The 26,125-nt window shown below is 28.8% G+C and carries 23 protein-coding genes; 17 read left to right on the forward strand and 6 right to left on the reverse strand.

The features are described 5' to 3' along the window. The 6 genes from FRY74_RS03545 to asnB all read left to right on the forward strand — a co-directional run bounded on the left by FRY74_RS03545 (position 1) and on the right by asnB (position 6,610). A complete protein-coding gene (locus tag FRY74_RS03545) occupies positions 1–1,329 on the forward strand; it encodes a glycosyltransferase (RefSeq protein ID WP_147098658.1) in 1,329 nt (442 codons plus the stop codon). A 10-nt stretch (positions 1,330–1,339) separates the two neighbouring features. Continuing rightward, positions 1,340–1,951, forward strand: coding sequence for an imidazole glycerol phosphate synthase subunit HisH (gene hisH, locus FRY74_RS03550; RefSeq protein WP_147098660.1), 612 nt, complete (start codon positions 1,340–1,342; stop codon positions 1,949–1,951). Between the two features lies 1 nt (position 1,952). Continuing rightward, positions 1,953–2,705: an AglZ/HisF2 family acetamidino modification protein gene (locus FRY74_RS03555; RefSeq protein ID WP_147098662.1), complete on the forward strand. Its 753-nt coding sequence runs from the start codon at positions 1,953–1,955 to the stop codon at positions 2,703–2,705. Positions 2,706–2,717: 12 nt separating this feature from the next. Further along, positions 2,718–3,836: an N-acetyl sugar amidotransferase gene (locus tag FRY74_RS03560; protein WP_147098664.1), complete on the forward strand. Its 1,119-nt coding sequence runs from the start codon at positions 2,718–2,720 to the stop codon at positions 3,834–3,836. Positions 3,837–3,927: 91 nt separating this feature from the next. Beyond that, complete coding sequence (locus FRY74_RS03565) at positions 3,928–4,743, forward strand: class I SAM-dependent methyltransferase (protein WP_170227932.1); 816 nt, start codon at positions 3,928–3,930, stop codon at positions 4,741–4,743. A 4-nt stretch (positions 4,744–4,747) separates the two neighbouring features. Then, the gene (asnB, locus tag FRY74_RS03570; RefSeq protein ID WP_147098668.1) at positions 4,748–6,610 is read left to right on the forward strand and encodes an asparagine synthase (glutamine-hydrolyzing); all 1,863 of its coding nucleotides are present in this window, start codon (positions 4,748–4,750) and stop codon (positions 6,608–6,610) included. A 3-nt stretch (positions 6,611–6,613) separates the two neighbouring features. Here the strand turns inward: asnB and FRY74_RS03575 are convergent, their stop codons facing one another. Next, the gene (locus tag FRY74_RS03575) at positions 6,614–7,960 is read right to left on the reverse strand and encodes a hypothetical protein (RefSeq protein ID WP_147098671.1); all 1,347 of its coding nucleotides are present in this window, start codon (positions 7,958–7,960) and stop codon (positions 6,614–6,616) included. A gap of 31 nt (positions 7,961–7,991) precedes the next feature. Between FRY74_RS03575 and FRY74_RS03580 the strand changes: the two genes are divergently transcribed. Beyond that, positions 7,992–9,212 carry a glycosyltransferase gene (locus tag FRY74_RS03580; protein ID WP_147098673.1) on the forward strand — a complete coding sequence of 407 codons (1,221 nt, stop codon included), beginning with the start codon at positions 7,992–7,994 and terminating at the stop codon, positions 9,210–9,212. 9 nt (positions 9,213–9,221) lie between these two features. Continuing rightward, positions 9,222–10,304, forward strand: a complete 1,083-nt coding sequence (locus tag FRY74_RS03585) for a glycosyltransferase family protein (RefSeq protein ID WP_147098675.1) — start codon at positions 9,222–9,224, stop codon at positions 10,302–10,304. Here FRY74_RS03585 and FRY74_RS03590 read toward each other — a convergent pair. Then, positions 10,278–11,564 carry a hypothetical protein gene (locus tag FRY74_RS03590; RefSeq protein ID WP_147098677.1) on the reverse strand — a complete coding sequence of 429 codons (1,287 nt, stop codon included), beginning with the start codon at positions 11,562–11,564 and terminating at the stop codon, positions 10,278–10,280. The two genes, FRY74_RS03585 and FRY74_RS03590, sit on opposite strands and share 27 nt — an antisense overlap. A 3-nt stretch (positions 11,565–11,567) precedes the next feature. After that, the gene (gene rffA / locus FRY74_RS03595) at positions 11,568–12,695 is read right to left on the reverse strand and encodes a dTDP-4-amino-4,6-dideoxygalactose transaminase (RefSeq protein WP_147098679.1); all 1,128 of its coding nucleotides are present in this window, start codon (positions 12,693–12,695) and stop codon (positions 11,568–11,570) included. Between rffA and FRY74_RS03600 the strand changes: the two genes are divergently transcribed. After that, on the forward strand, positions 12,696–13,274 hold the full coding sequence (locus tag FRY74_RS03600; protein WP_147098681.1) for a non-canonical purine NTP diphosphatase: 579 nt from the start codon (positions 12,696–12,698) through the stop codon (positions 13,272–13,274). It begins immediately after the preceding gene. On the opposite strand, the gene FRY74_RS03605 is transcribed toward FRY74_RS03600, so the two are convergent. After that, positions 13,246–14,211 carry a D-alanine--D-alanine ligase gene (locus FRY74_RS03605; RefSeq protein ID WP_147098682.1) on the reverse strand — a complete coding sequence of 322 codons (966 nt, stop codon included), beginning with the start codon at positions 14,209–14,211 and terminating at the stop codon, positions 13,246–13,248. The genes FRY74_RS03600 and FRY74_RS03605 overlap by 29 nt on opposite strands. Before the next feature lie 123 nt (positions 14,212–14,334). Here FRY74_RS03605 and FRY74_RS03610 point away from each other — a divergent pair, with 123 nt between their 5' ends. After that, positions 14,335–15,444, forward strand: a complete 1,110-nt coding sequence (locus FRY74_RS03610; RefSeq protein WP_147098684.1) for a glycosyltransferase — start codon at positions 14,335–14,337, stop codon at positions 15,442–15,444. Here FRY74_RS03610 and FRY74_RS03615 read toward each other — a convergent pair. Both FRY74_RS03615 and FRY74_RS03620 read right to left on the reverse strand, forming a co-directional pair. Continuing rightward, complete coding sequence (locus FRY74_RS03615; protein ID WP_147098685.1) at positions 15,417–16,304, reverse strand: glycosyltransferase family 2 protein; 888 nt, start codon at positions 16,302–16,304, stop codon at positions 15,417–15,419. The genes FRY74_RS03610 and FRY74_RS03615 overlap by 28 nt on opposite strands. A gap of 8 nt (positions 16,305–16,312) precedes the next feature. Beyond that, positions 16,313–17,050: a cell division ATP-binding protein FtsE gene (locus FRY74_RS03620; protein ID WP_147098686.1), complete on the reverse strand. Its 738-nt coding sequence runs from the start codon at positions 17,048–17,050 to the stop codon at positions 16,313–16,315. A 193-nt stretch (positions 17,051–17,243) separates the two neighbouring features. Between FRY74_RS03620 and FRY74_RS03625 the strand changes: the two genes are divergently transcribed. From FRY74_RS03625 to FRY74_RS03655, 7 genes are all read left to right on the forward strand, one after another. Then, the gene (locus FRY74_RS03625; RefSeq protein WP_170227933.1) at positions 17,244–20,504 is read left to right on the forward strand and encodes a tetratricopeptide repeat protein; all 3,261 of its coding nucleotides are present in this window, start codon (positions 17,244–17,246) and stop codon (positions 20,502–20,504) included. Positions 20,505–20,514: 10 nt separating this feature from the next. Then, on the forward strand, positions 20,515–22,200 hold the full coding sequence (locus FRY74_RS03630; RefSeq protein WP_147098689.1) for a TonB-dependent receptor: 1,686 nt from the start codon (positions 20,515–20,517) through the stop codon (positions 22,198–22,200). A gap of 69 nt (positions 22,201–22,269) precedes the next feature. Next, positions 22,270–22,707, forward strand: coding sequence for a deoxycytidylate deaminase (locus tag FRY74_RS03635; protein ID WP_147098691.1), 438 nt, complete (start codon positions 22,270–22,272; stop codon positions 22,705–22,707). After that, on the forward strand, positions 22,708–24,333 hold the full coding sequence (locus FRY74_RS03640; protein WP_147098692.1) for a S41 family peptidase: 1,626 nt from the start codon (positions 22,708–22,710) through the stop codon (positions 24,331–24,333). Further along, entirely contained in the window at positions 24,330–24,737 is a 408-nt protein-coding gene (locus tag FRY74_RS03645; RefSeq protein WP_147098694.1) for a hypothetical protein, read from the forward strand. The genes FRY74_RS03640 and FRY74_RS03645 overlap by 4 nt, the downstream gene beginning before the upstream one ends. Before the next feature lie 45 nt (positions 24,738–24,782). Further along, on the forward strand, positions 24,783–25,499 hold the full coding sequence (locus FRY74_RS03650; protein ID WP_147098695.1) for a 3'-5' exonuclease: 717 nt from the start codon (positions 24,783–24,785) through the stop codon (positions 25,497–25,499). Between the two features lie 2 nt (positions 25,500–25,501). After that, positions 25,502–26,005 carry a hypothetical protein gene (locus tag FRY74_RS03655; protein WP_147098697.1) on the forward strand — a complete coding sequence of 168 codons (504 nt, stop codon included), beginning with the start codon at positions 25,502–25,504 and terminating at the stop codon, positions 26,003–26,005. The last annotated feature ends 120 nt before the right edge of the window (positions 26,006–26,125 follow it).

A 26,125-nucleotide genomic window follows, 5' to 3' on the forward strand; every position in this document is an offset into this window, starting at 1 on the left:
TTGAAAAAAATACTCATATTAGCATATGATTTCCCTCCATATATATCAGTTGGTGGCTTAAGACCTTATGGCTGGTATAAAAATTTATCAGAATTTGGTATTTACCCAATAGTAGTTACACGTCAATGGGAAAACAAAAAAGGCAATAAGTTAGATTACATCTTACCTAGTAAATCAGATTATAAAATAATAGACCATAATAAAGAAGGAACAATTATTAAAGCTCCATTCAAGCCTAACATTAGTAATAAGCTTTTGTTAAAATATGGAGAAAAAAGATTTAAATTTATTCGTAAGTTAATATCAGCTTATTACGAGTTTATTCAATATATTTTCATAATTGGCCCTAAAGCTCAAATCTATAAAGAAGCAAATAATTTTCTAAAAGAAGAACAAGTAGATGTCATTATTGCAACAGGAGATCCTTTTGTTCTTTTTAGTTATGCTAATAAATTATCCAAAAAACATAATATTCCTTGGATAGCAGATTATCGAGATCCTTGGTCACAAGACATCCCAATTCAGAAGTATAAATTATATCAAAAGTGGTGCTCCTTTTTTGAAAAAAAAATAATTCCTCAAGCAAAAACAATAACTACGGTTTCTGAATTTTTAAAAATAAAAATCATGGAATTAACAAAAATAAATAATGCATATATTATTTATAATGGGTATGATGAAGATTTAGTTAAAATGACAAGTCATCTAAGCCAAAACAAAGATAAAATGAGTGTTGCTTATATGGGAACTATTTACGATTGGTATCCCATTAATAATTTTTTTATGGTTGTATTAAAATTTATTGAAGAATATGAACCTAATAATTTTGAAATTAATTTTTACGGAATTAACAAAGAAGTTGAGCTTAAAGAGCTTATTAATACAAGATATAAAAAGTTAGAAGGATTTATTAACATATACCCTAAAATGCAGAACTCAGAATTATTAAAAAAAATAGCAACAGATAATTTGTTTTTATTATTTAATAATTATTCATTTTTAGGGACTAAAATATTTGATTATGTTGCTTTAAAACGTAAAATACTCTTTTGTTATACTGATGATTTTGAATCAAAAAGGCTGAAAAAACAACATTATTTGATAGAGGAGCTAGGATCAGAATTTCAGCATTTACAAGAAGACATGCTTAAGTCCACCAACTCAGCTATAATTATTAAAGATGAGCTACATTTGAATGATGTTTTAAAAGAATTGTACAAAGAGTTCTCAAAAAAAAGGACTATTTCATGTGATGCTGTTAATACGGAAATGTATTCACGAAAAATTCAAACTCAAGAGTTGGCGAAAATAATACTTAATATTGTATAATAGTTTAAATATGATAGTGATTATAGATTATAAAATGGGTAATTTGTTATCCGTAAAGAAGAAAATAAACCAACTATCATCAAATGTTATTGTAAGTTCAGATATTACAGTTATTAAATCTGCAGACAAAATAATACTTCCAGGAGTTGGCCATTTTGGAAAAGCAATGGAAAACTTAAAAAAGTTAAACCTTATTAATATTTTAAATAATTTAGTAATTGAAGAGAAAAAACCTGTCTTAGGAATATGTTTAGGAATGCAAATAATGACTAAAAAAAGTGAAGAAGGTAATGTTCAAGGTTTAGATTGGATTGATGCAGAGGTAATTAAATTTAAAGTGAATGATACGTTAAAATTTAAAGTGCCACATACTGGTTGGAATCAAATTATTAGCAACAAGGACAGTAGATTAATGGTTGGAATACCTGATGGATCTGAATTTTATTTTGTCCATTCATACCATGTTAAAACAAATAATACTAATATCACTTTAAATACAACTGTATATGAACATGAGTTTATATCTGCTTTTCAGCAAGAGAATATTTTTGGTGTTCAATATCATCCAGAGAAAAGTCATGATGTTGGGGTGCAATTACTGAAAAATTTTATAGCATTATAGTATGTTTAGACCTCGAGTCATACCAGTTTTATTATTAAAAGGACAAGGCTTAGTGAAAACTGTAAAATTTACTAAGCCAAATTATATTGGAGATCCTATTAATGCTGTAAAAATTTTTAATGATTTAAAAGCTGATGAACTAGTTTTTTTAGATATTCTAGCAAGCAAAGAAAAACGATTAATTTCATTAGATTTCGTCAAAGATGTTGGTGAAGAAGCAAATATGCCATTTGCTGTTGGTGGAGGTATTAGAACAATAGAAGATATTAGATCTATAATTGGAGTTGGTGCAGAAAAAGTCATTATTAATACTTATGCTGCTGAAAATCCAGACTTTATAAAACAAGCCGCAAATACTTTTGGCTCATCAACAATTGTAGTATGCATAGATGTCAAAAAAAAACGATTTGGAAATCTAAAAACATGGATATTAGGTGGTACTAAAGTTACTAAATATGATCCAGTAGAGTTTGCAAAATTAATGGAGGAAAAAGGATCTGGGGAAATTATAATACAATCGATTGATAGAGATGGGAACATGGAAGGGTACGATATTGATTTAATTAAAAAAATATCAGAAGCTGTAACTGTTCCAGTTATTGCTTTGGGTGGAGCTGCAAAGATTACAGATCTTCAAGAGGCATATGTTAATGGATATGCTAATGGTCTAGCTGCTGGTAGCATGTTTGTATACCATGGAAATCAAAAAGGAGTACTAATTAATTATCCTGAAAAAGGAAGTTTAACTTTTTAATTTTAAAATTAATTGAAAAAAAAAGAATATAAGCAATGTACTAGATGTGTAATGGACACTAGTGATCCGTTTATCGAGTTTGATGAAGAAGGATATTGTAATCATTGTAAAGAGTTTTTTGAAAAAACAGCTAAATTAGTTTATCAAGGAGAAGAAACTGACAAACAACTCGCTATAGAGCTTGAAAAGATTAAGCAAGATGGAAAGGGGAATCCTTACGATTGTATAATAGGAGTAAGTGGAGGTATTGATAGTAGCTATGTCCTATATAAGGCCGTTCAATTAGGATTAAGACCTTTAGCTGTTCATATGGATAATGGATGGAATTCTGAAGAGGCAGTTAAAAATATTAAGAATGTATGTAGCAAATTAGGTGTTGATTATCAAAGTTATGTTCTAGATTGGGAAGAGTTTAAAGATATACAACTTGCTTTTTTAAGAGCTTCAATAGTTGAAATGGAAATACCTACAGACACAGCTATACCTGCAGCATTGCATAAAATAGCTGCTAACAACAAAGTAAAACATGTGATTAGTGGAGGTAACTATGCTACTGAAGGGATTTTACCAAATAGTTGGTTTTACGACCCTAAAGATTTAAAACTATTAAAAAGTATTCATAGAAAATATGGTACAAAAAAATTAAAGACGTTTCCTGCTTTTGATTATAAAAAAGAGATTTATTATAAGAAGGTTAGAGGAATTAGAATATTTTATCTTTTAAATTACGTTCCTTTTTCTAAAGATGATGCGATGGCATTACTTCAAGAAAACCTTGGATGGCAGTATTATGGGGGTAAACATTATGAATCTAAGTTTACGGGCTTTATTCAATCCTATCTTCAGCCTATTAAATTTGGTGTCGACTACCGAAAAGCGACATTCTCCACACAAATATGTACTGGTGAAATAACCAGAGAAGAAGCAATTAAAGAATTAAAAAACTTACCCTACAATGCAGAAAAAATAGATGCAGAAAAAGAATATGTCGCAAAAAAACTTGGAATTACTTTAACAGAATTTGAAGATATATTAGCACTACCCATAAAAACTTATAATGATTATCCAAACAATGAAAAACTACTTACTTTTTTATACAATACATATCGAAAATTAAAAATTAATTCTTGAAGAATATAGTTCTTATTGAACTGTGAAAAATTTATAAAAAATGAAATTCCACCAGACATGTTTAATATGTTCTTCTCCTAAACTTAAAAAAATGACGGATTATAAAGATGCTTTTTTATGTAAGTGTAAAAAATGTGGATTTGTATTTTCTGTTAAAATTCCTTCTCAAAAAGATTTAAGTAGTTTTTATGATGGATATGGAGAATATGAATATATTTCTCCAATAACAATTGCTAGATATAATGAACTACTTGATTATTTTGAAAAATATAGAGAAAATAACAACCTATTAGATATTGGTACCGGAACAGGAACTTTTTTAATTGAAGCAAAAAAAAGAGGTTGGGATGTCTATGGAACTGAGTATGGTGAAGATAAAGTAAAGTTAGGCATTCAAAATGGCATCAAAATGGCAGATGGAGTTTTATCAACATTAAACTATACGGTTAAATTTGATGTAATCACATCATTTGAAGTTATAGAGCATATCAACAACCCATGTAATGAGATAGAGAACATTAAAAACTTACTTAGAAAAGGAGGCGTTTTTTATATTACTACACCTAATTTTAACTCGCTAAGTAGAAGATATTTAAAAAATAAATGGCAGCAAATATTTTATCCAGAACATTTATCTTATTATTCAGTAAAAACACTATCAAAAGTTTTAAAAGATTGTTCTCTAATACCAATAAAAGCGAAAACTACAGGTATTAGCTTAACAGTTTATAAAAAAAGTAAAGGTGCCAACATCTCTCTTGGAAATTCTGATGATTCTGATGATGAAATATTAAGAAATAAAATAGAAACTAGTTTTGTTTTAGCAATTATAAAGGACTTAATAAATTCTATTCTTTCTTTCTTTCGATTAGGTGACACCATAAAAATTTTTGCAGTAAAAAAATAACTCCATGTGTGGAATAACCGGCTTTGTTTCTCAAAAATTCAATATTGAACATTTGTACAAAATGACTCGCTCTATAAAGCATAGAGGTCCAGATACAGAGGGTTATTTTTATGATGAATCTTCATCCATTGGATTAGGACACCGAAGATTAAGCATTCTTGATTTATCAGAACACGCGAATCAACCCATGACATCGCATTGTGAAAGGTATGTAATTGTGTTTAATGGCGAAGTCTATAATTACAAAGAAATAGCAAAAAATATTGAAAGAACATGGAGAACTACTTCTGATACAGAAATAATACTAGAAGCATTTGTTGAATATGGAGAAGATTTTGTACATCATTTAAATGGAATGTTTGCTATTGCGATATTAGATAAAACTGAAAACAAACTTTATCTATTTAGAGATCGATTTGGAATAAAACCATTGCTGTATTTTTTTGACGGAAAAACTTTTGCCTTTGCTTCTGAATTAAAAGCTTTGTTATCGTTAAACCTCCCTAAAATTTTAAACAAAAAAGCAATTAAAGATTATTTGTTTTTAGAATATATCCCACAGGAACAAACAGTTTTTAATCATTACTTTAAATTAAAACCAGGCCATTATTTAATTTTAAAAAAAGGTAGGGAGACAGAAATTAAACAGTACTATGACATCATAGATAAACTAAAACCAAACACTTCCATATCAGAAGAAGAAGCGATAGCTAAATTAAAAGAAAAACTAGCTCAATCTATTGATTTAAGAAAAATTAGTGACGTTCCTATAGGTTCTTTTTTGAGCGGAGGAACCGACAGTTCTTTAATTTGCTCTATATTTCAAGAAATAAACTCTGTTCCTATAGAAACTTTTAATATAGGATTTGACATCACTCAATACGACGAGTCCGGTTTTGCTAAGAGAGTTTCTGAAGTCTTAAAAACTAACCATCATTATCAATTAGTAAATGATGCTGAGGCAAAAAAACATATTGAATTTATTGTAGATTATTATGATGAACCTTTTGCTGTTCCATCTGTTATCCCTACCTCAATTCTCTCTAAAAAAACAAAAGAACATGTAACTGTTGCTTTCAGTGGGGATGGAGGAGATGAATTATTTATGGGGTACGGATATTATAACTGGCATACAAGAATTGAAAAATTAAAAAAATTAGGAGGGAAGTCAGCTGTTAAACTAGCTTCAATATTGTTGAGTACATTAAATAATAAAAATAAAAGAGCTGCAAGGGTAATGGATATTCCTGATTTTGAAAACAACTGGATGCATATATGGTCGCAAGAGCAATATATGTTTACCGAAAAAGAAATTACTCAACTTTTTAATGAGCCTTATAAGCATACCTCAACATTCCAGAATTGGCAAAAAATTGATGCCTTACCTATACATCCTTTTGAAAAAATATCACTATTTGATATCCAAAATTATTTATCTAATGATTTACTTCATAAAATAGATATAGCCTCCATGAGTTCTGGATTGGAAGTTAGAGTTCCTATGTTAGATCACAACTTTGTTGAGTTTGCAATTAATCTTCCTATGAATTTAAAAATAAAAGACGGAGAACAAAAGTATTTACTTAAGAAATTATTATCTAGCTATTTACCTAAAGAGTTAGTCTATCGACAAAAATGGGGATTCCCTGCCCCTATCGGATATTGGTTGAAAACTGATTTATCTTATTTGATTGATGATTACTTAAATAAAGAAATCGTAGAACAAATAGGTTTATTTAATTTCAATTATATTGAAAAATTAGTACATGAATTTAAATCTGGGTCTGATTTCCATTATAAAAGGCTATGGGCTTTAATTTACTTTAACATGTGGTATAATCGATGGTATATATCCAAAATTGAATAATTCTTATCTTTTTTGTTTTTTTTCATTTTTTGCAATTTGATATATTAAAAAAAGAGAAGAAAAATAAAATGGAATAAGTGGAATTTTATAACGAACTAATGCCCCAAAATTTGCAGTAGCAATACCCACTCCGAATGCAAACATAATACTAAATACTATCGAATATAAAATAAGTGGATCATTTTTTATTATTTGAATCATTTTATAGGGTCTAATTTTCATTATAACTACAATAGTAAAAATTAACAAAATAAAATTTTCTAAAGCTGAAAGAGCCATTAAAATGTTTCCAATCTCACTTAGGAATGGCCTGTAAAGCGTAGTAAAAATTGCTAGTGGCCCTATTCTCAATAAACTACTAATTGACCCATCAATTTCTCCTAAATTATAATTATTACTTCCATATTGACTTTCACGAAGCAAATCTTCTTGTGTAATCTTAGCTTTCTGAATTGCAGAATCAAAATCTCCATAGTCACCCATGGAATCACCTATATTACTAAATAAAACAACTCCTGAAAATGTCAATCCTATTAGCAAAATAGGCATTATAACAACTTTTATAAAGCTCGATTTAACATTTTGCATATATGATTGATTTAACCAAAGAAGCATACAAGGAATCATACAACTTATAACATATGGCTTTATGTTAAGAATAATTATAAAGTTCATAACCAAAAACAAGAAATTAATTAAAACCTTACTTCGATTAATAAATATTCTATAAAAATTATACGTAAACCAACATGTAGCGCCAACAATATATGTATCTTTCATAATCCCTGAACCCCAAAAAATAAAGCTTGGCATAAATAAAATTGATATAGCTAAAAATTTAATATTTTCTTTATAAAAATGAGTAAACAACATGAATAATTTCCAAATACCGATATACGATAATGAGCTAACTATCAAAGTTGTAGGTATGTAAGTTCTAAAACTAAAGAAAGTTAATATTGAAGTATATCTAGCCACAGTATAAGTATTTGGATCTCGCCAGACATAATTATGGGGCCATCCAGTATCTATGTTAAAATAAGTGTGATTTTCAGGGGTTAAATTATTCATAAGAATAGAAAACGCAGCTGAAGGTTCTTTAAAAAATAACCTTCCTAAAGAGCACGCGTCTAAAAAATAAGAATGAGTATCTCCTCCATCATAATAAAAAACATATACTAAAGCAAATGCAATTCCTCCTAACAACTTGAATGTTAAGCCTGCCAAAAAATATTTATACTCCGATTTTTTTTTTATTTGTGTATTTTTGATAATATATCCAATTACACATATAACTAATATGTATATAGGCGTAAGAAAAAAATCCCATATAGAAAGTACTGTATCCAAATTTTAATAAAATTAAGTCAAATCTAATAAAATGAAAGTACTTTATATTACTTATGATGGATTAACTGATCCATTAGGTCAATCACAAGTTTTACCTTATGTAATTGGTTTAGCAAAAAAGGGGCATGACTTTACAATTTTATCATGCGACAAACCTATTAATTATCAAAAGAATAATTCATTAATTCAAAAGATTTGTGATACAAATAATATTAAATGGGAGTCAGTAAAATACTCAAATAAAATTCCTGTTATTTCTTCAGTTTGGAACATTCTTAAATTAAACATCAAAACAAAAAAATTAATTACAACTCATCAATATAAAATTCTTCATTGTAGAAGTTATCTATCATCATTAATAGGATTAGCATTTAAGCAAAAAGTTAATATTAAATTAATTTTTGACATGAGAGGTTTCTGGGCTGACGAACGAATAGAAGGAGGTATTTGGGGTTTGAACAATCCTATTTTTAATAAAATTTACAATTATTTTAAGAAGAAAGAAATTGAATTTATTAAATACTCTGACCAAATTATAAGTTTAACTGAAACCGGCAAAACGGAAATCTTAGCTTGGAATATTAATAACATAAACCCTAACAAAATACAAGTAATTCCATGTGCTGCCGACTATAAGTTATTTACTTTAAACTCCATTGACAAGAAAAAAATTGCTAAACAAAATTTAATGTTAAACGAAAATACTTTTGTTGTTTCTTATATTGGATCTATTGGAACATGGTATTTGTTAGATGAAATGCTAGAGTTTTACAGCTATTTAAAAACAACAAAATCTGATTGTAAATTTTTATTTTTGACACCTGATGACAAACAAATCATTCTCAATCATGGAGAAAAATATGGATTAACTCCTAATGATTTTATTGTAAAATTTTCTCCTAGAGCTGATTTACCCAAATATGCATCAGCATCAGACATAAGCATTTTCTTTATCAAGCCATCCTTTTCAAAAAAGGCAAGTTCTCCTACTAAAATGGGTGAATTGATGGCTATGGGAATACCCATCATATGCAATAATAATGTTGGAGATGTTGAATTAATAATAAACAAAACAAAATCCGGCTATTGCTTGAATGATTTTTCTCCAGATTCATATAAAATTGCTATTGAGCAGATTAATAATTTAATGAATATAAACCCCTCTGAGATAAGAGAGAAATCAAAAGAATTCTATGATTTAGAAAAAGGCATAACTTTGTACAATGATGTTTATGAGAAATTATCATCGTAAAATATTTTTATGAGTAAGAAAGTATTAGTTATTACAAACCATAGAAAAAATAGATCTCCTGGTCAAAGATTTAGATTCGAACAATATCTTGATTTTTTAGAAGAAAATGGATTCGAAATTACAATATCATTTTTATTAAACGAAAAAGATGACAAACATTTTTACAATAAATCATTTCCAATTATTAAAGCCATCATTTTATTAAAATCTTTTATTAAAAGATATATTGAGGCTAAGACATATAATAATTATGATATCATTTTTGTTTATAGAGAAGCTTTTTTTACTGGTTCTACTATTTTTGAAAAGAAGATAGCTAAATCAAAGGCTAAATTTATTTTTGATTTTGATGATGCAATTTGGCTTCATGATGTTTCTGAGGGTAATAAAAAATGGGGATGGCTTAAAAAGCCTGAAAAAACCATTGAAATTATACAATTGTCAGATATGGTTTTTGCCGGAAATAAATATTTAGTAGATTTTTCTAAAAAATATAATTCTAATGTTGTCTTAATTCCCACAACAATAGATACAAATTATCATATACCTGAAATTAAAGCAAAAACAAAAAATCAAATATGCATAGGATGGACTGGCTCATCTACAACTTTAAAATATTTCGAAAATTTCATACCAACTCTGGAAAAAATAAGTACTAAATACCCAGGTATAATAAATTTTAAAGTAATTGTTGATTTAAAAAAGACTTACCCAACATTGAATATAACAACTACCCTATGGAATCTCGAAAAAGAAATAGAAGATTTAAATAAAATTGATATTGGAATTATGCCTTTACCTAATGACAAATGGACAAAAGGTAAATGTGGGTTTAAAGGTTTGCAATATATGTCACTTGTAATTCCTACAATAATGTCTCCTATTGGTGTAAATACTGAAATAATTAATGATGGTATAAATGGATTTCTAGCCTCAACTGAAGAGGAATGGATTAGTAAAATCTCGTTGTTAATAGAATCAGTTGAATTGAGAAATCAAATTGGAAAAGCTGGATTTGAAACAATAAAAAATAAATACTCTATTGAAGCCAATAAAAAAAAGTATTTAGACAGCTTCAACTCCCTTCTTTAATGAGCTAGCTAAATACAATAAGCTAGCTATGTAAAAAGGGATTAAGGGTACTCGATACCTTGACAAAGCTCCAAAACTATATGAGGTCATCCCTACCACATAAGACAAAATAAAAACAAACAACAACAAGAAAATAACAACTTGTTTACTTTTTATTGTTTCTATTAATTTTAATCTACAATTAATCATTGTATAGATGAATAAAATTAAAAGTAAAAAACTTTCTACAGCTGTTTCTAAAATAAAAACATTTGACACTTCCCAAAAAAATGGCCTATACAAAGCTGTAAATATAGCTTGTGGAGATTTTAATAATAAATTAAAAAACCCATAGTTCATTTCCCCTAAATTATAACCATAATCAGTATTTAAAGCGTGGTACGTATGAAAATCTTTTAGACGAATTAAGGAATGATTCCATAATTTAAAATCATTTAAAAACTCAAAACCTACACCTATTAGAACAAATAAGACGGCTGATACAAACAAAACGTTATGAATTAAATAAGCTCTTTTTTTTATTATTAAAATAAGGAGGTAAATAAAATAAGCTAATCCTAAACATATTAAAATATAAACTTTCAGCCAAAACAAGATTAATACAGATAATCCAATCAACAAACAATTAGTTATTTTTTTGAATGAAATTTCTATTGACAAAAAATAAAATAACACTCCAAGTGCAGAAAAACAAAGAGTATCTTTCATAATTCCAGATGTCCAAAATAAAACGGAAGGAATAAAAAGTATAAAAATAGTAGTCAAATTTGACAAAGGATTAAATACTTTCTCAAACCCCATATACATCAACCATGTCCCCACAAAAGCGACATAACAAAATAACATTGAACTCAACCAGAACGAATTAAACGTAACAACATTAAATATAGATGTTATTTTCATCATAAAAATAGAACTGTTATCCCCCCTAAATCCGCAAGTACCACACACTCCTTTAAGGTTTTCAATCATATTTTGAGAGTCTGAAAAAATCAACTTAAAATAAGCAGAGGGCGATTCTATGAATTTATTAAACAACATTCCCCCTCCTTTGTAAAACACAAATGTATCTCCCGAATTTTCATGAAAAAAATTGAATAAAATAAATGCTATTAATCCCAAAATTTTAGCATAAAAAAGCAAAAGAAAAAAAGGGGAGTCTATTTTATATTTTCTCTTAAAATAATTAACTCCATAAACACCAATAGCTAGCAATAAAATACATAAAAAAATATCTATCCATGTAATTTCAGGAAGCATAACTTAAGATAGATAAAATTGATCAATACAATCAACTATGTAATTTAATTGTTGGATAGATAAATTATAAAACAAAGGCAACCGAACCAATCGTTCACTCTCAATTAATGTATAATCAAATTCAGAATTAACAAATTGATAATCTTTACCCATATCACTTAAATGTAATGGTAAATAGTGAAAATATGCTGCTATGCCTTTTGAAGCTAAATAGTCAATTAATTTATTTCGTTCAACTTTATCTTTTACCTTAATAAAAAAAATGTGAGCATTATGCTTATTCTGATGCAATAGAAAATCAATCTTATTTATATCTTTTAAAGGTTTTAGCTTTTCTTGATATAAATTATACAACTCTTTTCTTTTTGTTGTTACCTTTTTAATTTCTTTTAACTGGGCTAATAAAAAAGCTGCCGAAATTTCACTAAGTCCAAAACTAGAACCTAAATCTTTCCATGTATAAGTACCTTCGTTTCCTAATAAAAAGTCTTTACGATTTGTCCCTTTTTCTAAGATTAAATCAACTTTTTCTAATAGTGCTTTATTATTAATTAATAAAGCTCCGCCTTCACCACATTGAATGTTTTTGGTATCATGAAAACTAATACAACCAAAATCGCCAAAGGTGCCTAAATGCTGATTTTCATAATAAGCATCTATTGATTGTGCGGCATCTTCAATTAAATAAATGTTTTTCTCTTGACACAATTGAACCACTTTATTAATATTAGAAGTAAAGCCAGAGTAATGCACTAAAACAATTGCTTTAGTTTTTGATGAAATTGCTTTTTCTAGCAAGGACTCATCCATGCACATCGTGTTTGGATTAATATCCACAAAAACCAATTTTGCTCCTCTTAAAACAAATGCACTTGCTGTTGTAACATAAGTAAATGAAGGTAAAATAACTTCATCACCTGGTTTAACATCTATGGCTAATGCCGTAATCTCTAATGCCGCTGTTGCGCTACCTGTTAATCGTACACAATCACATTTAGTTAATGTAGTCAATTCTTCTTCACACAATTTATTATATTTCCCTGTAGAAGAATAACTTTGCATTTTTATTACATCATTAATGTAATTAACTTCGTTGCCCGAAATGTAAGGTATATTAAAAGGTATTTTCAAATGAAACTAGTATTTGCTACAAATAACAAAAATAAAGTTAAAGAAATAAAACATTTACTCAATAATTCAATAGAAATATTGAGTTTAGAAGATATTGAGTGTTTAGAAGATATTCCTGAAACAGCAAATACAATTGAAGGTAATGCCATTCAAAAGGCAAGTTATGTTTTTGACAAGTATGGTTATAATTGTTTTGCTGATGATACAGGATTGGAAATTGAAGCATTAAACGGAGAACCGGGTATTTATTCGGCTAGATATGCAGGAGACCAAAAAAATGCTGAAAACAACATGAATAAAGTTTTAAAAAAATTAGATGGCATTGAAAATCGTTCTGCCCAATTTAAAACTGTGATTGCTTTAATTATTAATGGAGAAACTACTTGCTTTGAAGGAATTGCAGAAGGCGAAATGACTAATAAAAAAAGTGGTTCAGAAGGTTTTGGTTACGACCCAATTTTTAAACCAAAAGGATTTGATATTACCTTTTCTGAAATGGACTTAACCCTTAAAAATAAAATTAGCCATAGAGCTAAAGCAACTTTTAAACTTATTGGTTACTTAAAGCAAGTTCAATAACTTCATTGTACAACTCCTTTAAAGAGATTCCTTCATAAGCTGCCATTTGAGGAATTATACTTGCTGTTGATTGACCTGGAACAGTATTTATTTCTATCAAAAATGGCTCATTATTTTGAATAATATAATCTGCTCTACAGATACCAGATAGTCCTAATACTGAATAAATCTTATATGTAGTTTCTTTTACTTTTTGAGTAACCTCTTTAGATAAATTAGCCGGAGTAATTTCTTGTGATTCCCCTTTATATTTTGCCTCAAAATCAAAGAATTCATTGTTGGTAACAATTTCAGTTATCGGTAAGACTTTTATTCCGTTTATATTTTTATAAATACCATTTGTTACTTCTCTACCTTGCATAAAAGACTCAACAACAACCTGAGAGCCATGCTGCATGGCATTCATCACAGCATCAGTTAATTCAATTACTTTTTTAACTTTAGTTACTCCAAAACTACTTCCTCCATCAGCTGGTTTTACAAAGCAAGGTAATCCAACCTTTAAAACTATTGCTTCTGCATCTACTTTCTCATTCTTTTTAATTAAAACTGCTTCTGCTACTTTAATTCCGAAGTTTTTAAGATATTGATTACAAACAAATTTATTAAAAGTTAATGTAGATGTTAAATGATTACTCGTTGAATATGGAATATTTAGCATGTCAAAATATGCTTGTAATTTACCATCTTCACCAGGTGTACCATGAATAACAATAAAAGCAAAATCAAATTTTACACCTTTAAAAGAAAAATCTGTTCTATCTATTGCTATTTTCTCTCCTTCATAAAATGCAAGCCATCCTTCCTCATCTATTCTCACCTTAATAGGCCTATATTTGGAAGTGTCAATATTATTAAAAACAGTCTCAGCACTCTTTAATGAAATTACCTTTTCGTGACTATAACCACCTTCAATTACTGCTATATTTTTAATCATATTTTATATTATTAAGCCTACCAAATGTATTCAGATATTTTAAAGATTAATAAAAAAGTGTAAAATAAATATTCATACCATTGTGTTGATAGATTTGTTATTATCGAGTAGATTTACAACTCAATGCCAAAACAACAAAAAATTATCATTTCTGTAACCAACGATTTAGTCGTTGATCAACGTGTCGCAAAAATTTGCCAAACACTTTCTGAAATGGGGTATAAAATTGTTTTAGTTGGACGAGAATTAAAAGGAAGTTTACCAGTTGCTAGAGACTACAATGTAAAGCGATTTAAACTCTTTTTCAATAAAGGATTTCTCTTTTATGCAAACTACAACATTCGCTTATTTTTCTATTTGCTTTATAGCAATGTTGATATTTTATGGAGCAATGATTTAGATACTTTACCTGCAAATTATTTAGCATCAAAAGTTAAAGGAAAAAAAATAGTTTATGATAGTCATGAATTTTTTACTGAGGTTCCTGAATTAGTAAAAAGACCAAAAGTTCAAAAAGTATGGGAAACAATTGAGGAGTTAATTTTACCAAAGCTTAAAAATGTTATTACTGTTTGCAATAGCATTGCAAAATGCTATGAAGAGAAATACAACATAAAAGTAAATGTTGTTCGCAATGTTCCTCGTAAGAACAAAACCTTTTTAACTGTAAAAAACCTTAGAGAAGGCGATAAAAACATTATTATTTACCAAGGGTCAGTAAATATAAATAGAGGTTTAGAAGCTTTAGTTAAAGCTATGCAGGAAATTGACAATACAATTCTTTATATTATTGGAGATGGAGACGTTTTTGAAAATATTATTTCTTTGATTCTTGAATTAAATTTAAACCACAAAGTAAAAATGTTAGGCAAAATTCATTTTGAGCTTTTACACGACTACACTATGCAAGCAGACCTAGGGCTTAGTTTAGAGGAAAATGTAGGGTTAAATTACAAATATGCTCTACCCAATAAGTTGTTTGATTACATTAATGCAAAAGTACCTGTGCTAACATCAAACCTACCAGAAATGGCTAAAATTGTTAACCAATACCAAGTTGGCGAAACTATTGATGAGATTACCCCAAATGCTATAGCAAAAAAAATAAACCAACTTTTTGAAAATAGCGAGCAACTTAAATCTTATAAAACTAACACCATAAAAGCTGCTGAAGAATTAAACTGGGAGTCTGAACAGAAAATTATTCAGGGTTTAGTTAAAGAGATTAAATAGCCTAGCTTATACAAATCGAACCATCTTAGATTTGGTTCATTTTCTTGTAGCTTTTGAAGTATTTCTTTTTTATTATTAGAATAATAACGCCAAATTTTATTTGTCAACCCAAATTTTTTCAACAACAAATAATATCGATAAAGCTTTACTGAAGTATCAATTTTATTAGTTTCAATTAAATACTTTAAATTTCTTATCCCCTCTTCTGTTTTTAAAATATACTCTTCAAAAGATTCTAAACCAATATGAAAAAGCGGATTATCAATATGCTTTATTCTGATGTTTTGTTTTTTTAGTTCCAACCCAAACAAAGTATCTTCATGTCCATATCCTTTTAAAGTTTCTTCTAACTTTATGCTTTGGTAGATAGTTTTTTTAACTAAAAAATTATTTGTCATAAACGAATCGTAAGGTTGTTTATTTCTGTTTTCGAGACGAATTGTTTCTCGCTGCACACCATACCACCATCTAAAATGTTCATCTGATTTTTTGGGAGATTGTTCTTTATAACTTCTTCCTCCATATATTACTGAAGAATTATCTATAGCATCAACATAGCGTTTTATAAAATAACTATCAACTACAGCCGAATCACAATCTAAAAAAAGTAAACATTCATATTTTGCTTTTTGAGCTAATAGATTTCTAATTTTAGAGCGCCCAATATTCTGATTAAGTTCATCATAAATAACAGAATCAAAATTGTTTAATTCCTTATTCCCAAGTTTAAATTGCTCAGAAGAGAAATCATCCAAACAAATAATTTCAAAATCAATTTCACAATTGTAAGCTTGCTGTTGCAAATCTCTTACAAAAGCAATTACATTAAAATTATAAATAGGAATTAAAATAGAAAGCATATAGCTTATTACAAGTTATGACCCTCTGATCTTTCTTCTTCAGATTTAGTTATTGCATTAAAGGGAGTTGACTGGTTCATCACTCCTTCAACTTCAACTACTGAGCTATTTTCACATTTAATTGTTCGTGTAGGAAATTTACCCATCAAATGAAAATCGTGAGTTGCCATTAAAATAGCTTTTCCTTTTTTACTTATATCAAACAACAGCTTCATTATTTCTTCAGATGTTTCTGGATCTAAATTACCTGTTGGTTCATCTGCTAAAATTAAATCAGGTTCATTCAACAATGCTCTTGCTATAACTACACGTTGTTGCTCACCTCCAGATAACTCATGTGGAAACTTAAACCCTTTGTTTTCTAATCCAACATTAGTAAGTACTTCTTTAATTCTATCTTCAATCTCATTCTTTTTTTTCCAGCCAGTTGCTTTAAGTACAAACAATAAATTATCATTCACACTTCTATCAGATAATAATTGAAAATCCTGAAACACAATTCCAAGTTTACGTCTCAAAAAAGGAATTTTTCTTCTTTTAATTGTACCCAAGTTAAAATCTACAACATTTGCTACCCCTTCAATCAAAGGCAGATCACCATACAGTGTTTTCAATAAACTACTTTTCCCCGAACCTGTTTTACCAATTAAATAAACGAACTCTCCAGCTTTAATCTTAATGTTTACATCTTTCAGCACTAAGTTTTTTTGCTGAAAAATATTCACCCCTTGCATTTCTATTATCATAATCTCTGTTCGTTTTAAATTTCAAGTAATAACCCAACGTAAAATGGTCTATTTTATTGATAAACAAATATATTATTATTTAAATCAACCTAGCAGCATTAAAAGGAGCTATCATAAAATAATTTCAACACTAACACGTTGAAAACTTGATGAGTGAAAAATGAGCATACCCACTATTCATTCTAATTTTAACATGAATAAATATAAAGTAAAGGATTTGACTTTGAGGATAAAATATTTAATACTCGTTTTAATTGTTAATAGCGTATCGAGCATTGCTCTTTTTGCTCAAAAAACTACAATTTACACTCATGAAATAAGCACTTACAATAGTGCTTCTGAGCTTTTCGATAAAGAAAAGTATAGTGCTGCTCAAGATAAATTTGCTGATGTTTTAAAAACGATTTCTGATAAAAAATCGGAAGTTGCTGTAAATGCAAAATACTATCATGCACTTTGCGGTTTAAGATTATTTAATACCGATGCCGAAAACTTATTTATTGAATTTATCAATGAATATCCTGAAAGCCCTAAAGTTAAATTAGCTTATTTTTATTTAGGCACTTACCATTTTAGAGGAAAAAAATACGATGAAGCTTTAGCTTGGTTTGCGAAAATTGATGCTTACGATTTATCTCCTGAAGAATTAGCTGAATACCATTTTAAGAAAGGATATAGTTATTTCATTAATGAAAGTTATGATGAAGCATCTAAAGAGTTTTACGAAATAAAAGATGTAGATAACAAATATGCTGCTCCTGCTAAATATTACTATGCCCATGTTGCCTATTTACAGCAGAAATATGAATCTTCTTTAGAAACATTTTTACAATTAAATAGCAATCCAAAATTTTCTCCAATTACTCCGTACTACATTACTCAAATCTATTATTTACAAAAGAAATACGATAAATTAATCGAATATGCACCTGCTTTACTTGATACTGCAATTCCAAATCGGACTCCAGAAATTGCTCGTTTAATCGGAGAATCTTATTATCGATCAAATAAATTTAATGAAGCAATCCCATACTTAAAACGATACCAAAAAGAGAAACCTTACGAAGCTTCAAGAGCAGATCAATATCAGTTAGGTTATGCTTTATATAAAGCTGATAGTTGCGATCAAGCAATTGAATGGTTTAAAAAATCGATTAATGAAAATGATAGTATTTCACAAACTGCTCATTACCACTTAGCAGAATGTTATTTAAAACTTAACAACAAACAATTTGCAAGAAGCTCTTTCCGTGCTGCATCTCAAGCAGATTTTGATCCTCAAATTAAGGAAGATGCACTTTTTAGTTTTGCTAAAATTTCTTACGAATTATCATTTCACCCATTTAATGATGCAATTAAAGCTTTTGAAGAATACATTAATACCTACCCTAACTCAAAAAAATTAAGCAGTGCTTATGAATATTTAGTTGCTGTTTATTATACTACAAAAAATTACAAAGCAGCAATTCAATCATTAGAAAACATTAAAACCCTTGATAATAGTTTACAAGAAGCATATCAAAAAATAGCTCACTACAGAGGTATTGAACTGTTTAATAACAGACAATATGAAGAAGCTATTTCATATTTTGACAAATCAGACAAATATCTTCTCAACCCTAAAATTAAAGCAGAAAATATTTATTGGAGAGCTGAATCTTTTTACCGATTAAATAATTTTAGTGAAGCAATAGGTAGGTATAAAAAATTTATTTACGAACCTGAAGCTATTGGAACTGAAAACCTAAATAAAGCATACTACCATATTGGTTACGCTTACTTTGAATTAAAAGAATATAGCAATGCTAAAACTTGGTTTAGAAAATATAATGAAAACACAACAAACATTAAATCGTCAAAAATTAAAAACGACGCATTAAACAGAACTGCCGATTGCTTCTTTATGGAACAAGATTACAAAGCTGCTATTGAATATTACGACAAAGCAACTATGATTGGTGTTCATCAAATTGATTATTCTTTATACCAAAGTGCAATTGCGAATGGAGTTGTTGGTAACTACAAAGAAAAAGCAAATTTGTTGGAGACTTTGATAAACCAAAAACAAAATAGTCATTTATTAGATGATGCCATTTATGAACTTGCCGAAGTTCAATTACTGCAAAACAATAATGACAAAGCTTTAGAAAACTTTAAAAAGATTAAAAATAATCATCCAACGAGTCCTTATGTAAGTAAATCACTAGTTAAAGAAGGATTGATTTATTACAACAAAAAAGATGACAACAATGCACTCATTGTATTTAAAGAAGTGGTTAAAACTTACCCAAATACGGATGAGTCTAAAGAATCATTAGAAAAAATTAAAAAAATATACATAGACCAAGGCGATTTAGCTACTTACGAAACTTATTTAGGAACAGTTGGTTCTACTGATGCTGCAGCATTAATTTTAGATGCAGACTATTACGAAGTAGCAGAGAATAGCTACATGGGTGGAAATTGTGATAGAGCTGTGTCTGGGTTTGCAAAATACTTAGAAAAATACCCTAAAGGAACTTATGCTTTAAATGCACATTTTTATAAAGCTACATGTGAGTATAAGTCAGGATTCAACAATGAAGCTTTAATTGATTATAACTACGTAATCCAAGCACAAAAGAATAATTTTTCAGAAAATGCTTTATTAGCTGCTGCAAAAATAAATCTGGAATTGGGTAAAACTGATGATGCATTAAATAACTATAACCAATTAGAATATTTGGCTGACAACCCAGAAAATGTATTTAAGGCTCAAGTAGAGCAAATGCGATTAAATTACCAATTCAATAACATTGATGCTACTATAAAATACTGTGAAATTGTAATTAATAAAGACATAGATGATGCTAACTTAATTACAGAAACTCACTTAATTTATGCGAAAGCTTTATTAGCTCTAGACAATTACAATAAAGCTTTAAAAGAATTTACAACCGCTTCAATGTCACCTAATAAATTTGGTGCAGAGGCGAAATACAATGTTGCTCATATTTTATATTTAAGAGGTGAATACGATAATTGCGAAGCTGAAATTTTTAGCCTAATCAAGAAATTTCCTGGTTATGATTATTGGATGGGCAAATCCTTAATTCTTCTTGCTGATAACTATGTTTCTAAAGAAGATTTATTTCAAGCTAAAGTTACTTTCCAAAATATAATAGACAATAGTAAATACCCTGAACTAGTAAATATTGCTACAGAAAAACTAAATATTATAAAAGAACAAGAAGCTTCTAAAAGAGTAGCAGAACAGCCAGAAGAAGTTGAGCTAAATTTTGGCAATGAATTAGACATTGAAAAACTCTTTAGTGACCCAGAACCTCCTATAGAGGAAGAAGAAATTCCACTACCTAAACAAAATAAAGAAGAAAAAATAATTGAAGAAAAAGATAGTTTAGAAAGCGAACCTAAAGAAAAAAACATAGATGAGGAGGGTAAAGGAGATGAATAATATTTTAAAAATGACATATAAAAAACTAATTACAAGCATGCTTTTTATTATTCCTTGCTTATTAGGTTTTAATCAAAGTATTGCTCAAACTCCATTAGATACTACAACTATTGTTACCGTAAAACCTTTTAGTCCAACATTATCAGATGCTATAAAAATAAAAGATAATCCTAGTATCCAAGACACCGATAAAATTGTACCTACGCTAAAATATAGTTTCATGAACAAGCAAGTTCCTGTAGCTTTTGAAGTAAATGAGATTAAACCTGCAAAAATTAAAGGAGAACCTTTAGTGAAATTGTATAGTGGTTATGGAAAATTAGGCTTTGGTAGCAACAAAACACCTTTAGCAGAATTATATTATAATGCCAAACGATCTAAAAATTTCTCTTACGGCTTTTATGGCAATCATTTAAGTTCCTCTGGTATCTCAGGAATTGATTATAGTGATTTCAGCGATAACCATATCAGTTTATTTGGCAAACGTTTTTTAAAAGATTTTACGCTTTATGCCAAATTTGATTACGATAGAAATGTAATTCATTATTATGGGTTCCCAGAAAGTTCAACTGCCGATATTAACGACAAAGATTTATTAAGGCAACGTTTCAATAAGTTTAGCGGTACTGCAAGTTTAACTAGAAACTTTACCGATTCAGCTCAATTTGATTATAACTTCGATATTAATTATCATCATATAGTTGATTTGTTGGATGTTAAAGAAAACAATGTTAACCTTTCTGGTAGCTTAAGCAAATTCCATAAAAGTGAGTTGTATGCTATTGATGTTGAAACAAATTTTAACAAACTCAACAACAGCTTAAACCAAAATAATACAATGATAGTTGGTTTAAAACCTCACATTAAAACTACAGCTGACAAATGGCAATTTAAAGTTGGGTTGGGATTATACATTAATAAAATGGATAAAACTAAATTCCATTTTTATCCAGAAGCAGAATTTAAATATGATGTTGTACAACAAATTATTATACCTTATGTTGGAATAACAGGAGGTGTAACACCAAATAACTTAAACAGTTTTTATACAGAAAATCCATTTATAAACACAACAACTATAGGAATAGCAAACACAAATCAAAAGTACAATATCTATGCTGGTATTAGAGGTAGTATTAGCAATCACCTAACTTTTAATACTAGTTTTAGCAAGCAAAAATTAGAAACACTTCCACTTTATGTAAAAGATGTAAATAATGTATTAGAAAATCAGTTTACAGTAATTTACGACACTATTGCATTAACTAAAATTAGTGGTGAGTTAGCTTATCAAAAATTAGAAAAACTTAAAATCATATTAGCAGGTGATTATTATGGATACACTCCTGAAAATGAAATTAAAACATGGCACAGACCAGATTTAAAAATTAGCTTAAATGGTATTTATGATTTGAGTGATAAAATTATTGTAAAAGCAGATTTTTTCTTTATAAACAAACAATTTGCAAAGGTTTACACAACATTTACCGATGCTAGCAATCAAATTATTACAACTCCAGAAGCTATTGAATTAAAAGGAATTTTTGATGCTAACTTAGGTTTAGAATATCGTTACACTAAAAAACTATCGGCATTTATTCAGTTTAACAATATTGCAGCAGCCAAATACCAAAAATGGCAAGATTACCGTATTCAACGATTTAATGTATTGGGTGGGTTGACTTATTCTTTTTAAATGAATAAATAAAAACTCACTCAATTTTTAAAAGTCAAATCCCTACTTTTGTTGACTACAAATTTTACTATGCAAGAATACAGCAAAGAAAAACAATTACGTTACGATCAAGCTTATTTGAAAATGGCCTTAGAATGGGCTAAACTATCACATTGTACACGTAAAAAAGTTGGTGCTTTAATTGTAAAAGATCGTATGATTGTATCTGATGGATACAACGGAACTCCAACAGGGTTTGACAATTGTTGCGAAAACGATTTGGGAGAAACACATTGGTATGTTTTGCATGCTGAAGCTAATGCGATTTTGAAAGTAGCAAAATCTACCCACGAAATTAATGGAGCAACTTTATACATAACCCTTTCTCCATGTAAAGAGTGTAGTAAATTAATTGTACAGTCAGGTATAAAAAGAGTCGTTTATTGCATGGGCTACAAAGATAATTCAGGATTATCATTCTTAGAAGATTCAGGAATTGAAGTGTGCCAAATTGAAACCTTAGACTAAATGAAAAACAATAGAAATCTTTTTTTTTACTTACTCCCTTTAACTTTTGCTGTTTGCATTGTTATTGGAATTTATTTAGGGGCTTATTTATCTAAAAGTTCAACTGAAAAAACAAAGATATTTCCAAGCAGCATTCGATTTAACACCGCTAACAAACTAAATGAAATATTAAATTTTGTTGAAGATACTTATGTTGATTCGGTAGACAAAGAAGCTATTACAGAAAGTTCAATTGCAACCATCTTATCAAAATTAGATCCTCACTCCTACTATATTCCCGCTACAGATTTCAACGGAATGAACGACCCTTTGGAAGGTAATTTTGAAGGTATAGGCATTGAGTTTAGAATTATTGAAGATACCGTTATGGTTATTTCTGCAATTCCAAACGGACCTTCAGAAAAATTAGGTATAGAAGCAGGTGATAGAATTGTAAAAGTTGATACTTCTGAAATTGCGGGTAATGGAATTACAAACGAGAATGTAATCAAACTCTTAAAAGGTCCAAAAGGAACAAAAGTTAAAGTTACTATTATCCGTAAAGGAATAAAGAAAAAATTAACCTTTGACATTGTAAGGGATGAAATTCCAATTTTTAGCATTGATGCTCCATACTTAATTAACGAGAGTACTGGTTACATAAGAATAACACGTTTTGCCAAAACTACTTACAATGAATTTTTAGAAGCCACTAAAAACTTAAAAGAAGATGGGATGGAAAATCTAATAATAGATTTAAGAGGCAACGGTGGGGGTGTTTTATTTGCAGCAACTGATATCGCAGATGAATTATTGATGAAAAACAAAATGATTGTTTATACCGAAGGTAGAGTGAGAAACAAAAAAGAATACTTCTCTACTAAAAAAGGCATTTTAAAACACATCAAAGTGTCTATCTTAATAAACGAAAATTCAGCATCTGCAAGTGAAATTTTAGCAGGAGCTATTCAAGATAACGACAGAGGAACAATAATTGGTCGTCGTTCATTTGGTAAAGGATTAGTTCAAGAACAAGTAATGTGGCCAGATGGTTCTGCATTAAGGTTAACTGTGGCTAGATATTATACACCAACCGGAAGGTGTATTCAAAAACCATATACTGATGACATGGAAAGTTATAACATGGAGTCTTACAACCGTTATTTAAATGGAGAGTTATTAAGTTCAGATAGCATTCATTTTCCAGATTCATTAAAATACTTCACTCCTGAAGGAAAAATAGTATATGGCGGAGGTGGTATAATGCCTGATATTTTTGTACCACTAGATACAGCTGGCAACACTCCTTATTTTTATGAAATGAGGTACCGAGGAATTTTACAGAGCTTTTCTTTAAACTATGTTGACAACCAAAGACATAAACTAAAAGAAAAATACAAAGACGCATTAACTTTTAAAGAAAAATTTAAGGTTGATGACAACCTATTTAATAGTGTAATTAAATACGCTGAAGCAAATGAATTACCTCGAAATCTAAAAGAAATTCATGAATCTAAAAAACTGATAATAGAAAGCTTAAAAGGTTTTATTAGTAAGGACTTATGGGGTAATTTTGGTTATTACGTTATTGTTAACGAAAATGACAAAACCATTCAAAAAGCAATTTCTGAATTCAATAAAAAATGAAAAAAGATATAAATCCTACACCCGTAAAGGATGTAGCAGTTGCAGTTATTAAAGAACAAAACGAGTTATTTGAAGATATTTGGAATGTATATCTAATTAATCTTCAAAATCAAAAACTTGAACAAGTAATTGTTTCTTCTAAAGGCTATTTAAAATTAGAAAATGGTGAAGAAACAAAAACATCAATGCTTAGACATGGGTTAGGGGATATTGAAGGCAACAGTTTTACACTAATAGAGCCTATAATGGAAAATTTATTTGGTCTTCATAATGAGTATTGGTTAACTTATTTCAATAACAATGAGCTACTTGATAAAAAATATATCTTTTTAGCTGAAACCATTAAAGAGGAAAATTTCACCAACATACCTCTAATCGAAAAAAAAGGAATCCTTATTAAATAAACAGTCATTTTTTCTTAACTTGAACCTATTAAAAATTACAATTCTATGTTAGAAAATGTGAATTTAGAAAAGGTTTTGTTTTTAGATATCGAAACTGTATCTCAAGCTAAAAATTATGACGAGTTACCTGAAGCTATTCGCTTTCATTGGGAAAACAAGTCTGACAAAATAGAGAAAGAAGGTGAGTCGGCTTTTGACACTTATAATAGGGCTGGAATATATGCTGAATTTGGTAAAATTGTGTGTATTTCGGTTGGATACATTAAGATTGAACATGGGGATAAAAATTTGAGAATAAAATCATTTTTTAATCATGATGAAAAGATTTTACTTTCTAATTTTTTTGAAGTTTTAAATCAACATTTCAATAGTCCTCAACATCTTTTATGCGCTCATAATGGCAAAGAGTTTGATTTCCCTTACATTGCTCGTAGAGCATTAATTAATGGTTTAAAAATTCCTCAAATTTTAGATTTAGCTGGAAAAAAACCATGGGAAGTAAATCATCTAGACACCCTACATTTATGGAAGTTTGGTGATTATAAAAACTATACATCTCTAAGTCTTTTAACTACAATTTTTAATATTCCCACACCTAAAGACGATATTGATGGAAGTATGGTAAATGAGGTGTATTGGAAAGACAACAATTTAGAGCGAATAGCAATTTATTGCCAGAAAGATGTTGTTGCTCTTACTCAATTATTTTTACGATTTAAAAATGAACCTTTAATTACTGAAAGCAACATTATAATCAATTGAAAATGAAACTTAAAAATCAATATTTTACGATAATTTTAATTGCACTTATAGTTGCTTGTACGCAAAAAAAGAACCCTTACTTTGATAAGCTTTTAAAATCAGAAACTGGTTTTTTTAGAGGTGCCGAAATTGGCAATAGTATATCAGAAATTAAACAACTAGAAAATAGTGAATATTTAATTGACGATATGCCCGACTACCTCTATTTCGATTATAAATTAGATATGGGAAATAGCTACACCATTTCCTATGATTTTTCGGACAACAAACTCTATGAAATAGAACTAGCAGCTTACTTTGACAAAATTGAAGATGCTAATCAACTTTTTAAAGATTTTAGCGCCTATTTTAATAAAATTCATGGAAAAGGTAAAGTTGAAGATGATGGCTATACTTCTTGGCGTACAAAAAACAAAAAAACAGGTGCAAACATTGAAATTGCAATGGTTAATGATAGTCAAGATTACGGATACATATCTATCTTAATTAGCGACTTAGACTATTAATTGATAGACAATTAGACAGAGTTAATCTTGGTAATCAAATCAATCATCTAATCTTTAATCAGTTATTAAGGTTAACCCTTGTTTAATCTTATTTTTAACCTTAAATTTATTCCCTTTTCA

It is taken from the genome of Vicingus serpentipes (assembly GCF_007993035.1).
GTDB classification, from domain to species: domain Bacteria; phylum Bacteroidota; class Bacteroidia; order Flavobacteriales_E; family Vicingaceae; genus Vicingus; species Vicingus serpentipes.